The organism is Microcoleus sp. T3_B1, assembly GCF_036700445.1.
GTDB lineage: Bacteria > Cyanobacteriota > Cyanobacteriia > Cyanobacteriales > Microcoleaceae > Microcoleus.
The window spans coordinates 61,443-74,815 of the sequence record NZ_JAUBOX010000020.1 but is presented as its reverse complement, the minus strand read 5'-3'; the positions used below and the strand labels follow the sequence as shown (position 1 = coordinate 74,815).

Annotated in this window: 11 protein-coding genes and 1 pseudogene; 8 read left to right on the top strand and 4 right to left on the bottom strand. The window is 46.5% G+C overall.

Annotated features, from left to right (window positions below; genetic code table 11):
* Positions 1–4: 4 nt before the first annotated feature.
* Positions 5–850 (top strand): nitrate ABC transporter ATP-binding protein, encoded by an 846-nt coding sequence (locus tag QT990_RS13510; RefSeq protein ID WP_333142427.1) that lies wholly within the window; start codon positions 5–7, stop codon positions 848–850.
* A 599-nt stretch (positions 851–1,449) separates the two neighbouring features.
* Here the strand turns inward: QT990_RS13510 and QT990_RS13505 are convergent.
* Positions 1,450–1,996: pseudogene (locus tag QT990_RS13505) on the bottom strand (DUF6745 domain-containing protein); the annotation flags it as partial.
* Between the two features lie 149 nt (positions 1,997–2,145).
* Positions 2,146–5,016 (bottom strand): diguanylate cyclase, encoded by a 2,871-nt coding sequence (locus tag QT990_RS13500; protein ID WP_333142426.1) that lies wholly within the window; start codon positions 5,014–5,016, stop codon positions 2,146–2,148.
* A gap of 761 nt (positions 5,017–5,777) precedes the next feature.
* Here QT990_RS13500 and QT990_RS13495 point away from each other — a divergent pair.
* The 5 genes from QT990_RS13495 to QT990_RS13475 all read left to right on the top strand — a co-directional run bounded on the left by QT990_RS13495 (position 5,778) and on the right by QT990_RS13475 (position 11,605).
* The gene (locus tag QT990_RS13495) at positions 5,778–6,356 is read left to right on the top strand and encodes a class I SAM-dependent methyltransferase (RefSeq protein WP_333142425.1); all 579 of its coding nucleotides are present in this window, start codon (positions 5,778–5,780) and stop codon (positions 6,354–6,356) included.
* A 322-nt stretch (positions 6,357–6,678) separates the two neighbouring features.
* On the top strand, positions 6,679–7,224 hold the full coding sequence (locus tag QT990_RS13490; protein WP_333142424.1) for an RNA 2'-phosphotransferase: 546 nt from the start codon (positions 6,679–6,681) through the stop codon (positions 7,222–7,224).
* A 71-nt stretch (positions 7,225–7,295) separates the two neighbouring features.
* Entirely contained in the window at positions 7,296–8,504 is a 1,209-nt protein-coding gene (locus QT990_RS13485) for an AAA family ATPase (RefSeq protein WP_333465327.1), read from the top strand.
* Positions 8,505–9,074: 570 nt separating this feature from the next.
* Complete coding sequence (locus QT990_RS13480) at positions 9,075–11,285, top strand: PAS domain S-box protein (protein WP_333142421.1); 2,211 nt, start codon at positions 9,075–9,077, stop codon at positions 11,283–11,285.
* Between the two features lie 26 nt (positions 11,286–11,311).
* Positions 11,312–11,605 (top strand): TIGR03792 family protein, encoded by a 294-nt coding sequence (locus tag QT990_RS13475; protein WP_333142420.1) that lies wholly within the window; start codon positions 11,312–11,314, stop codon positions 11,603–11,605.
* 237 nt (positions 11,606–11,842) lie between these two features.
* On the opposite strand, the gene QT990_RS13470 is transcribed toward QT990_RS13475, so the two are convergent.
* Both QT990_RS13470 and QT990_RS13465 read right to left on the bottom strand, forming a co-directional pair.
* The gene (locus tag QT990_RS13470) at positions 11,843–12,055 is read right to left on the bottom strand and encodes a hypothetical protein (RefSeq protein WP_106147613.1); all 213 of its coding nucleotides are present in this window, start codon (positions 12,053–12,055) and stop codon (positions 11,843–11,845) included.
* A 91-nt stretch (positions 12,056–12,146) separates the two neighbouring features.
* Positions 12,147–12,314 carry a BrnT family toxin gene (locus QT990_RS13465; RefSeq protein ID WP_333142419.1) on the bottom strand — a complete coding sequence of 56 codons (168 nt, stop codon included), beginning with the start codon at positions 12,312–12,314 and terminating at the stop codon, positions 12,147–12,149.
* A 406-nt stretch (positions 12,315–12,720) separates the two neighbouring features.
* Between QT990_RS13465 and QT990_RS13460 the strand changes: the two genes are divergently transcribed.
* Positions 12,721–12,984 carry a hypothetical protein gene (locus tag QT990_RS13460; protein ID WP_333142418.1) on the top strand — a complete coding sequence of 88 codons (264 nt, stop codon included), beginning with the start codon at positions 12,721–12,723 and terminating at the stop codon, positions 12,982–12,984.
* Positions 12,984–13,205: a type II toxin-antitoxin system VapC family toxin gene (locus QT990_RS13455; protein WP_333142417.1), complete on the top strand. Its 222-nt coding sequence runs from the start codon at positions 12,984–12,986 to the stop codon at positions 13,203–13,205. The genes QT990_RS13460 and QT990_RS13455 overlap by 1 nt, the downstream gene beginning before the upstream one ends.
* Positions 13,206–13,373: the final 168 nt, after the last annotated feature.

Genomic DNA, 13,373 nt, shown 5'->3' with positions numbered 1-13,373 from the left:
AATCATGCTCAACACCACTACGAACCAAACTCAAACCAAAAAGCAAGACAAGAAAGTAAAGGATCGCCGGAAGCCTTTTTTGGTGATGGAAAATGTTCACAAATCATACCCAAATGGTTACAGAGCTTTAGAAAACGTTAACTTGACTGTAGCTGAGGGAGAGTTTATTACGCTGATCGGACACTCGGGTTGTGGCAAGTCAACGCTGTTGAATATGGTGTCGGGTTTTAGCCATCCGACTCAAGGCAGCGTCAGAATTAGCGGGCAAAAAATTGAGAAGCCGGGCCCCGATCGCATGGTGGTGTTTCAGGGTTACGCTTTGTTGCCTTGGCGGACGGTGTTTGAAAATGTTTACCTTGCGGTTAATGCTGTATTTCCTGAGAAGTCGAAGGTCGAAAAAAATGCGATCGTCAACGAGCATTTGGCGATGGTGGGATTGACTGAAGCTGCTGAGAAAAGACCGCCGCAAATTTCGGGGGGGATGAAGCAGCGGGTTTCGATCGCCCGCGCTTTGGCAATTCGCCCGAAAGTGCTGATTTTAGACGAACCTTTTGGTGCTCTGGACGCAATTACTAAGGAGGAATTGCAAGAAGAGTTGCTGAAAATCTGGAACGATCACCGCTGTACGGTGTTGATGATTACTCACGACATTGATGAAGCGCTGTTTTTGGCCGATCGACTGGTGATGATGACTAACGGCCCGTCGGCGACAATCGGTGAAGTTTTGGAGATTCCTTTCCCGCGTCCGCGCGATCGGGTTCAAATGATGGAAGATCCGGAATACTACAATTTGCGGAACTACGCCCTAGATTTCCTGTTCCGTCGCTTTGCACACGATCACGATGCCTAATCGGTTGGGAAATCAAAGTTCAAGAGGAGAATTATGAGACTTCTCGAACAAGTTTAATTCTTGTGCGGAGTAGGGGTTGGGCATCCTGCCGGCCCAAGACGAGCTTTTTTGCAGAAGTCTATTGAAAAGTTTAAGCCCCAGTGTTCCCCGATGTCAGGGGAACATCGCTGCGGGCGCAATTTTCCCGATCCGGTTGGGTAAACTGAAGCTTAATGGTGGACGAGAAGTTTTTTCGGACGTTCGGATCTTTTTCCGATATTTTACGTCTACCAGCGAAGAGACCCGATTGCCTAGCTGTCGGTAAGCTGGCATGAATAGAGCCCACCTTCGATCGAGGGTGGGCTTCTTCTTGATGTTATTAACCGTTTGTGGGCGATCGGTGGTTGGTGCATTCCACCCTTGGAACTGGCACACTGCAGGAACGTTTATCGGTGTTTCATGGATTAAGGCTGTTTTCAATATAGCGGTTTTCAGTGGAGTGAAGTACAGACGATCGGGTAGGAAAACGGCTGATCCTAAGTCCGGCGCGGGGATTTGCGACTTTTAACCATTGGTATAAGAGTGATGATTGTAGCAAGACTTTTTTTAATTTGTATTACTCAGGTTTGCACGGAAAACTCCTCTGGGTCAATATCCCAATTTACCCAGCGAATTGCTTCTTTAGCAGATCGCACATCAGGCGGCACTCGCAAAACGTGAATGTGTCCCGTACTCGGACAAGTCATTTTTAACAAATAAACTGGCTTTGCATTACCCACCCGATCAAAATCAGCGTCAAACTCGATGCTTAATAAAGTGTATTCCTGCCAACTATCTAATTCTGTCACCGCTAATTCTTGAATTATGCGATCGTAAGTAATTCCCTGAATTAACGCGCGCCGAATTTCTGCATTCTGTTCCTTCAACACCCACTTAGGATCGCGAATTAAATAACTTACAATTTTAATTGTTATTGTGGGATGGGCGTCCCGCCCGTCCCACAATCTTGTGGAAGTTATTTAATTCTCATTCCTTAGACTGCGACTGGTGCGGGTGCAGGCTACCTTACCATTCGGGTAAAATCACGCCGTGATAGGCATAAATCGAAACACCGTCGGCCAATTGTACCGCTGGTGTTCCTTCGGCGTGCAAGCGGTGGTTGCTGTCATGGCACGACCTCCTTTAACTATATTTATAGCAATTTGAATTCACCAAAGTTTGCCAGCACATTGGTAGGGTGCGTCTGACACAAAAAATTTGTTTAAATCGAAACCATAGATTTATGACGCACCATACAAGTTGATTTAACTATTATATTATCCTTGAAATCGGGCAACCGAAACCCGATCGCGCCCTGCTTCTTTCGCCCGATAAAGCGACTCATCGGCGATCGCAATTAGCTCTCCCGGCTGCGACTTCGCCTCTGGAATGCAGCAAGCTACACCCAAACTCAGCGTCACATATTCGCTGACAGCAGACTTAGCGTGAGCTATGTGCAAACCCCGCACCTGTTGTGCGATCATTTCAGCTACGCAAGTGGCACCTTCAATATCCGTATTCGGCAAAACTACTACAAATTCTTCTCCACCGTAACGCGCTACTAAATCTGCCGCTCGTTTTACCGAATGCTGGATCACCGCCGCCACTTTCCGCAAACATTCATCCCCCGCTTGGTGACCATAAGTGTCGTTGTAAAGTTTGAAATAATCAATGTCGCACATAATCAAAGACAGCGGTGCTTCCTCCCTCGCCAAACGCCGCCATTCCGTATCGAGGTATTCATTAAAAGAGTGGCGGTTTCTTACCTCAGTCAAACTGTCGTAATTTGCCAAATAATGCAAGGCTCGATTCACTGTTTCTAACTGCTGTTTCTGCTGCAGCAACTGACGGTTGAGTTCCGCCAACTGCTGTTCGGCTGAGTGCGATCGCAACAAATTTCTCACCCTTGCGAGCAATTCCCTCTCGTCAAAAGGCTTAGAGATATAATCGTCAGCACCCGCATCCAAACTTTCGATCCGAGATTCCATCCCCGCTCGCGCTGTCAAAAAGATTACCGGAGTCGATTTCAATTCTGGCGTGTTCCGAATCTCCTTGAGCAAATCCAGCCCGTTTTGTCTGGGCATAACTTGGTCGCTAACAATCAAATTTGGCTGCAAACTTTTGGCTTTTTCTAAACCTTCAACCCCGTCACTCGCCACGGCGACACGATAGTACGGACTTAATAAAGTTTGGAGGTAAGCCAGCAGAAAATTGTTGTCTTCTACTACCAGCAACAGCGGTAATTCTCGGCTGTCACTTGTTAATTGTTCCAGATGATTTTTGTCGTCAAAACTGTTAGATTCCGGTAGCAGGGCCTGGGGTGTGGTCGTCCGGACATTTCCCGAACCCCACTCTCCAGAGCCGAACCCCGTCAGTCCAGCCAATTGGGCGATCGCGATCACCAACTGATTCGCTTCCACCGGCTTCGACAAATGCCTCTGAAACCCGGCCTCCAGCGCTTCGGCCGAATCTTCTTCCTCGATGCCTCCCGTCAGCGCCACGGCCGGCAGCAGTTCCCTGTGCTCGGACATTTCCATTGCTCTGATGCGGCGGATTAAATCGCAGCCGTCGGCTCCCGATACCGTCATATCGCTCACCAACACGTCGGGCCGCGACTGTTGCAACTCGGCCATCGCTTCGCAGGCGCTACCCACCGCTGTTACCTTGGCTCCAAATGCTTCGAGGCCTGTTTTGAGAAATTGCCGGATCTCGGTGCTGCTTTCCACCACCAGGACTTGCTTTCCCGCTAGGGGTTTGGAAACCGATCCGCGTCTGCTTTCCCTTTGGGCGATCGCAGCAGTGCGATCGTCGGGTGCATTTTCCTTGGCAATCGGTAGCAGCACCCCAAAGGTCGCCCCCTGACCGAGGCCGGGACTCGAAGCCCAAACACTTCCCCCGTGCAGTTCCACTAACTGCCGCACAATTGAGAGCCCGAGTCCCAGCCGATTTTGTTCCTTGTTCTGGAAGCTGTCTGCAGGGCGGAAGTAGTCAAAGATGTACGGCAGAAATTTGGGGTCGATGCCGCAACCGCTGTCGCTGACCCGAATCAAGACGCCCGACTCAGTAGCCTCGATCCGCACTTGAACTGGGTATGGTGTCGATTCTGGGGTGAATTTGATGGCGTTGGCAAGGAGGTTCCAGACTATTTGCTGCAAGCGTTCTGCATCTGCCAAAACGTAGCTGACGGCGGGGTCGAAATGTTTTTCTACGCGGAGGTTTTTAGCATCGGCGGCGGGACGGAGGGTGTCGATCGCAGATTCTATGAGAGACGGGAGGTGAACTTGGCCGAGGTTCAGGCACACTTTCCCTCGCAGCAGCCGCGAGAGGTCGAGGAGATTGTCTATTTGCCTGTTTTGTAATTTGGCGTTGCGCTCGATGATTTCCAAAGCGCGGCTGGTGGTGGCTTCGTTTAAATTGCGCGATCGAGCTAGCTGCGCCCATCCCAAAATCGCGCTGAGGGGCGATCGCAGTTCGTGGGAGGCGATCGCCAGAAATTCGTCTTTTGCCCGGTTGGCTTCGGCTTGGGCTGCTTCAACGGCTTTGCGATCGGTGATGTCGAATCCGATCGCCAAATACTGACAGGGTTTTCCCTTACAGTCCAACAGTGGAACTACTGCTGCGTACACCCAATAATCACTTCCATTCTTGGCTTTATTCTGAATATCTCCTTGCCAACTTTTACCTTTGGCAACAGTTGATAGCAGATTTTTGATGATTTCCGAAGATTTATATTCCGAATGGAGGATGCCGAAGTGGCAGCCGATTAGTTCGGCTTGGGAATAGTTGGATATGGAGCAAACTCGTTCGCTGACATAGTTAATAATTCCTCGCGCGTCAGTCCTCAGCGCCAGTGCCGATCGGTCGATCGCTCCTTTAAAATCTAAACATTCTTGTAGCGACGAATCTAGTTCTTTTGTCGTAGAAAATTGACCGAGCCGATCGGACGCGTTGTGTTGCTGGCGATCGGGCTTATCCTTACTCCGTTGTTGGATTTCCATTGCTTCTATTTTCCCCTGACGGCTGACACCTAATCTACTCGCATCCTGATTCATTATCACAATTTTCTTTCCCGCACCTGCGGGTGTAATATTTTGTATCTCTTCATCTTCCTGAAAAATTGGCAGGCACCACTTCCACTCGGGAGTCACCTCAATTGTTGTTTATAGTTGGCTAAAGTTTGTCAATCTGAGGACTGATTTTTCATATCTAGCCGATCATCGGCTGCTGGCTCATTTTTTTTTATCTTTTATCTTTTATATTTTACTAGGGGGAATCACGGAGAAATTTATGGTGTAGAGCACACACCGACAGTTGCATTGTTGTTTGAAACGGATATCATAACCGTCAACTTTTTTCTCACAATTACTCCTAGTATCTGGCACAAAGTCTCGTCTTCGGCAGGCTTTCGCGTCTGTGGCATTCTGCCTCATCTGCACTGAAGGAGATATATGTGCAGGGCTAGACAGTTCCCAAATCAGGGGCGGGTTTGGGTGCACGAAGTCCCTATCTGGCGATCGTCCGTAACTTCTTTTAAATTATTTTCTTCAACATCTTGACAGGTCTGTATATTTTTTGTATTATCAAATGTAATATGCTTTCCGAGAATAGAATCGGCAAACTGCCTAGACGCACTCAACTATTAACAATCTGAGGAAAATCGTCTGTGAATTTAGACGCTGTACGCGAGCAATTTGAACAAAGAGCTTTGATTATGACCAAGAATTTCAAAGGTGGTACCCGCCACGTGATTTATCAGTGGAATCAATCCCAAATCGAAAATCGAAAATCAGAAGAGCCCCCGCATTTATCCGTGGGGTCGCCTCTAAAATCTAAAATCTAAAATCTAAAATCGATTGACGGCTTAATTCCCCGCCTCATTCCGCGCTATGGCGAGCAACACGATGTAATATTGCAGTTAATCCCTTCTGAAACTAATGCTAACATAAAAGTTCTGGATTTAGGTGCGGGAACTGGCATACTGTCGGCTATGATTCTGCAAGCATTTCCTCAAGCAAAAGTCCTAGCCTTTGACATGGCCAAGAATATGCTGAAAACTTGCCAAACTAACTTGTCCGCTTTCCGAGAACGGCTGACCTTGCAGCAAGGAAACTTTGCCAAAGATGATTTCGGCAGCGGTTACGATTTGGTAGTTTCAGGGTTGGCAATCCACCACCTCGACAGCGCAGGCAAACAACAGCTATTTCACAAACTTTTCCACTCCATGAATCCAGGGGGAATCTTGCTAATTCGAGATATTGTGACAGGTGCTACTCCCCGGCTGACTGAGCAATACGAACAGTTGTGGCGGCAGTACATGAAAGCTAACGGAGAAGACGATGCAGCCTGGTTCCAAAAATATCGAGAAGAAGATATTCCCTCCTCTGTGGAAGAGCAGACAAAGTGGCTTGCAGAAGCTGGTTTGGCCGACGTAGGATGTCACTGGCGCTATCTCAACTTTGCTATTTTTGGCGGAGTTATCCCAAGGTAGAAGGCATTCGGCAGAATGCAGAGTTTTTGATAATTATCAAAATATAAAGCTCGTGAAAAATCGCCGATCCAACACTTTTTTATTCGCAGACGCCGAACCTAATTGTGTAGGTAGTTAAGGGCGGAGTTTAGCGCTAGAATTCGCGCATAAGACCATTTTTGACGTTCGGGAATCATTTTCTGCAAACCTTTAGATGCGGGTTCACTCAAGCGCCCTCTGGTAGTACAAACAGATTCAACAAACCCGCCTCAAATCAATGATATAACCCGCTAGTGACATTTTATAAAAGGTGATTTAAAAGCTCAATCAATAAAGTAGAATTATGAACGATTCTCGATTAGTAAAAATCAGCAGATATCTCAGCAAACACCTGCGTCACGCGCCCTCGCGCATCGGCATTGAACTCGCTCCCGGTGGCTGGGTTTCTGTTAGCGAACTCCTCGATGCGTGCCAAAAAAATAACTTTCCAGTTCAGCTTGCAGAACTCACCACAGTAGTCGCGCAAAACGACAAGCAGCGCTTTTCATTCGACTCCACAGGCACTCTAATTCGTGCTAACCAAGGACACAGCGTAGAGGTTGACTTGCAGTTAGAACCCGCTGTTCCCCCGGATATTTTATATCACGGAACAGGTAGCACTGCCGTCGAGTCTATTCTCAGTCAAGGAATTAGGAAAATGTCGCGACATCATGTTCATTTGTCGGTGAATATCCAAACGGCGCGCCAAGTAGGTGCAAGACATGGCATCCCGACAGTCTTTACTGTAGATGCCGCAGCCATGCAACGCGACTGTCATACATTTTACTGTTCGGCTAACAAAGTTTGGCTAGTAGATTTTGTGCCGCCCGCTTATCTCAAAATAAGTTGAGAAATTTCACTTTTTTTGTAGAATGTGTACCACAAAAACTGTAAAATAAGAGTAACTAGGAGTTTTGCAAAATGAGTGCGGAAGATATGGGCGATCGCGAAAACAATTTTCATCAAAGCAATTCTCAAAATAGAGGTCTGCTAGGCTCTGGTTGGCGACCTTTTTACCGTCAATTTGATTGGGAACACCTGGCACATTTAGCGTCTAGTGACCCCTTAGAACTAGCTCAAAAAACTTTAGGGGCAGCTAGCGACATTGCCGACGCCATGGGACGGCACCAATATACCTGGTGGGCAAATATTTTAAATGTCTTCTCGGAAAATACTCGCTACGAAATTGATGAGTTTTGGGATTACATTACTCCGCAGCCAGTTTACCCTGATTACCGCTACAAAGACATTTTAGCTACCGAAACGCCAGTGGTACAATTGGTCAGCCGCGCTAGCATTCCTATCGACTACGTTCTCAACAAACTCCAAGAAATTACTGTTTTCAAAGTTCTGGCTTTGCTAGGGAAACCGGATGCAATTACCCAGTCTTTTATGGAGCGACATTTTTCTTATCCCCCGGAGCGATTTGTTAGCTGGGAACGCTTGGAAGTTTTGGGTACTGTTTATGCTTCTTGGGCTCGATTCGGCTGCTGGCTGCAAATTGAGAGTTACGACAGGGGAAGACGCTGTTACACTCTGATTTGCCAAGATATTGCACCGCTTGTTAGGAAGGCAACTTACAATTTAGCGGTGATTCTGGGCGGGTACAAAAGCCGCGTCGGACAGGTTCACAGCCAGTTCCCAATTCGCACGTTTTCTGCGGAGGTTCAAAGTTTTACCGATACAGTTCAGCAGGCAATTTTGGATCAAAATCAGTTGGCTGTTTTGGTTAGTGGCGAACCGGGAACGGGCAAAACTGCTTGGACGCAAGCGGTAGCAAAGGAAATTTTAGTGCCTCTGGGTTATGTGATTTTTATCTTAGACCACGATGCTGTGGAAAATTTTGTGCCACCGAGTTATTTAGAGCGGATTTGTATTATTATCAATGAGGCTGATAATTTGGCTCAAGATCGATCGACTGCAGAAGCACAACGCACTAACAAAACTGAACATATTTTGAGTTTGCTGGATGGAACTTTGTATCAAAGCGTCATCGATGATCAAGGCATTCAATTTCAGCAAAAACTCGTAGTTTTGATGACTTGCAACACCACTGAAAGATTAGATCCTGCAATGTTACGGAAAGGGAGAGTAGATTTTACCAGTGAATTTACGCACAAATTTGTTTGAGCGCTCTCTTGCATTCTCAAGCGATCGGGCGATCGCACTGACTACACGATCTCATACCATGTTCGATTTTCGATGGAATGACTGATGAAGCTCAAGGTTTGGATCACGGGTCTACAGTTGCATTTTTTTTGCGAAATTGTATAAAATACCCAACGATCACCAAGAAATCTTTTCAATCTCAAAGTTTTGGGAAAAATTTCTTGATTACCTATAGACCATTGGTGTCAACAATCGCCTAAAACCCTTTGTCTCTCTCGTTTTTTGCCTAGTCTCGCTGCCCTCTTGCGCCCCGGAATAGTCGGGGGACACAACAGAGCACTCCAGTGCCCTCCTACTATTATTCGGAGGGCGCCAGCGCGATCAATGCCTAATCCTCAAACAGCAACCGGACACTAGCTTTGGTCTTAAGTAGATAGCAATGCCTATAGACATATCCACATCAAAAATGATATCAATGATGGGTGATACCCTCTAAGGGTATCGTCCGAGAGAGCAAATCAGGGGAAAACAGCATTTTTGGTCTCAAACAGAATTTTTCAAACTTGACAGCTATGGAGGAAATCCCAAACCGTGCACACTAAGCCAGTTCAGCAAAAAAGTCAGGGACTGGGAAGGTACGTTGACGGGACTTTCCCGATCGCCCAACAACCCGCAGAGGCAGCCGTGTCCGAGAGTAAAGAGCGATTTCGGCGGTTTGTGGAGCGCTCCGCCGAGGCCGTGGCAATGGTAGATTGTGAAATGCGCTATCTGTCGGTTTCTCGTCGCTGGGAAACAGATTGGGGGTTGGGCGACGGCGAGGCCATCGGCCGATCTCATTGGGAACTGTTCCCGAATCTCCCGGAATATTGGGAGCAAAATGCCCAGGCTTGTTTGAGGGGAGTTTTGGAATACAGCGAGTTTGTGGCAGGGCGATCGATCGCATCTGTATCAGGAAAAAGCGCAAGCGGCTGTGTCAGCGAGTCGGTAAGATGGGTATTTCAGCCTTGGAAAAATAGCGAAGGTGCGATCGGCGGTTTGATTTTGTTTGCATCTAAGATAGCTGAGGCTCCCGCTCAAACCAATTGCTATAATAAATTTCAGTCCGAGGTCAAAAGAAAGCAGTTAGAAACAATACCAAAACTAACTCAAATTGCCCTCGAAAATGCTGCTGATACAATCTTTTTTAGTACCTCCGACGGTCAAATTTGCTACGCGAACAAAGCCGCTTGCCATCTTTTCGGCTACTCGGAATCGGAACTGCTAAACATGAGAGTTAGCGACATCGATTCGCATTTGCCAGCATCGGATTGGCGAGAACACTGGGATCAACTCAAGCAGCAAACCAACCTCACTTTTGAAACCAGTTACAAAACCAAAGACGGCGCCAGTTTTTCCGTCGAAGTTAAAGTCAATTATTTAGAATACGGCGGGTGCGAATACCGCTGCGCGATCGCCCGCGACATTTCCGCTCGCCTCGCAGCAGAATCAGCGCTCGTACAGGCAAAAGAGCAACTTCAAGCCGTTTTGGACGCCGTGCCCGGATTAGTTTCTTGGGTAAGTTCCGATTTGCGCTACTTGGGAGTAAACCGACATTTAGCTAGCGCTTATAAAATGCCGTCCGAACTATTTATCGGTCAAAAAGTAGGTTTTTTAGATACAAGTCCTAAATTTAACGATTTAGTATACGATTTCTTTGGCAGCCATAAAAAGAAGACATCTCAAGAAGTAACAGCGAGCATCAGAGGAGAAAATAAAACTTATCTAATAGTGGCTCAAAAATACCATAACAATACGGCGGCGGTATTTGTGGGATTGGATATTACAGACAGCAAACAGTCTCTTTTAGCTTTGCAAGAATCCGAAGAACGCCTGCGACAAGAAGCGTCTAAATTAGAGCAGACGCTGTTAATTTTGCAGCAAACTCAAACTCAACTGATTCAAACAGAAAAGATGTCATCCCTGGGGCAGTTAGTAGCAGGAATAGCGCACGAAATAAACAATCCAGTTAGTTTTATTTCCGGCAATGTCAGCCACGCCACGGGCTACATTCAAGAACTGCTGCGAACGATCGACCTTTACCAAAAGTATTATCCCCATCCCGTGCCGGAAATTCAAGATTTGATTGAAGAATTAGACTTAGACTTCATCAAAAAAGACTTGCCAAAACTGCTAAATTCAATGAAAGTCGGTTCTGAAAGGATTCGCGATGTCGTGCGATCGCTCCGTTTGTTCTCGCGTACCGACGAAGCCCAAATGAAGCCGGCTGATATCCACGAAGGTTTGGACAGCACTTTGCTGATCTTGCAAAATCGCCTGCAAGCTAAAGGGGGACGGCCGGGTATTTCTCTAGTTAAAGAGTACGGAGATTTGCCGCGAGTTCACTGCTATCCGGGGCACTTAAACCAAGTGTTCATGCACTTGTTGACAAATGCGATCGACGCTTTGGAAGAAGGGGGGAGAAATGCCGAAAATTATGGTAAAATTCAAAATCAGTCTTACTTGTCTTCAGCCAGGTCGAGTTCTGAAATATTCAATCCCGAAATTCGGATTCGCACCTCCGTGGTAGGGGAAAACGAAGTTGCGATCGCCATTAGTGACAACGGCCCTGGCATGACTGAAGAAGTCCTCGACTGCATCTTTGACCCTTTGTTTACCACTAAATGTCCAGACACAAGCACTGGTTTGGGTCTAGCAATATCCCAGCATTTAGTAGTAGAAAAGCACGGCGGTAAGTTGCACTGTGTTTCGCGTCCGGGAGAGGGAACTGAGTTGATAATTAAAATTGCGATCGGCAACGATTAATGAGCGATTTATAACAGGCAAATAATATGGTAATCGAGTGGCTAAAATTTCAAGTGCCTCCCGAAAAGTGGGAGGCATTTATTCAGCGAGATGAAGAAGTTTGGACGGCAGGATTGAGAAGTTTACCCGGTTTTTTGGGCAAGGAAACTTGGGTAGATCCGGTACAAAATGAGGTGGTGATACTGATTCGCTGGCAAACTAGAGAGTTGTGGAAGTCGGTGTCGCAAAGCACCATAGATGAGCTGGATGCCCAAATGGGCGATTTGCAAATTGCGATCGCCGAAAGTCGCGAATATCAAGTTCGCAAGTTTTTGCATTAGTTAGTCAGCAGTCAGTTGCTCGTGTTAATTTTTGAAAGATTAATCATGCGTTTTACCTTGATTGTACCGCAGACATTGATTTGGTATTTGGTGTGAAGGGCGATCTATCTCGGTACAATCATCCCAGTGTTTGGTATTTGGTGTTAGGGGCGATCGCACCACCCCTTGCTTTCCACCTATGCAACCACAGATAACCTGGAAACTTTCGGTTCTGATTTGTTGTGCTGTGTGCGCTACCTAAACAGTGACAGACTTGGCAATTTTTGCCAGCAATCGCAACGCTTCATTGACAGAAGCTGAGTCTCGAAATATTTCTGCTACGTCTGGATCGAGAATCACAACATTACTTGATTTCATATAGGCTTCATAGTATTTGCCACGGACACCACCTGAAAAATCGTATTCAGGTCTCATCTCGTCATTAATTGTTACTTCAGGTTCCTGACTCATAGCTTTTTCTCTCTTGTCGGGTGGCTAAACGGGCGGTGATTAAACGCACTTCACCTTCTCGTTCTGTATGGGACACAACAAAAAGGCGCTGTTAATTTGACTGACCGATCGTTAAAAGACGGAACTCACCTACAGAGTGGTTAGGGTCAGAAATTGTAATAGCTAGTGGATCTCCGAAGACAGTGACAGCTTCTTCAAAAGACACACCATGCTTTTTGGCATTACTAATCGCTTTGTTTGAGTCCCACTGAAACTTCATAGATATATTCTACTCTCAAGCAGAAGAGGGAGGTTGGCAATTGCCTAGCTTACTGCTGTATTTTACTATTTAGGGCCAAATGGCGAAAATCAAAAATGTCAATGTGACTGACTTCTAGGAACTCATAGACTCTGAGGAATGTTGAACTGCTGCTGTAGCGCTGTCATAGCTCTCTCTGCTGGGATTCCTTCACCTCGATCGGACGATCGCTCTTGGTAGAATCATCGTACTGTTTGGTATTTGGTGTGAAGGGCGATCGCACTTTCATTTGAGGCGATCGCTCATCAGAAACAAGAAAGGGCGATCGCTATCTCTGCAAGCATTTCACTGTTTAGTATTTGCTTTGGTCAACAGTTTTGAGGTAAACTAGAATTGCTCAAAGTTTCTGGAGTCTGACATGGAAACAATGAAACTGATCTCGCATATTGGAAGCGATGGCATATTGCTTCTCCAAATGCCCACTGAGTTTAAAGATACTTCTGTTGAAGTGGTAGTAGTTGTACAGAGTCTACCATCAGAGGAAATTAAACCGAAGTATAACGCTTGGGGAAAACTGACTACTAAAAAATCAATTCAAGCAGCAATTGCGAGAATGGTACAACTGCGGCAAGAAATTGCCTTGGATCAAAGCTCAATCCGTTCCATGATTGAAGAAGGGCGAAGGTTTTAATGCAGTTTGTATTGGATTGTTCTGTAGCCATTAGTTGGTGCTTAGTCGATGAAGATAACGATTATGCCAATGCTATACTCGCAATGATGCCAGATTGCGAAGCATTTGTACCAGGCATTTGGTCGCTAGAAGTTGCTAATACTCTCCTGGTTGCCGAGCGACGCAACCGCATGACAACCGAGCAATCTGAGATAGCTATTACTTTGTTACAATCACTTTAAATTCAAGTTGATGAAGCTACGGATAGCAACGCACTCTCGTCAACTCTGGTGCTAGGAAGACAAGAAGGTTTAGCTGCTTATGATGCAGCTTATGAGAGAGTTAGCACTACGATTGAAATTGCCGAGCGCAACTCTTGATAATCGCTTGGCGGAAGCCGCAACTCGCTG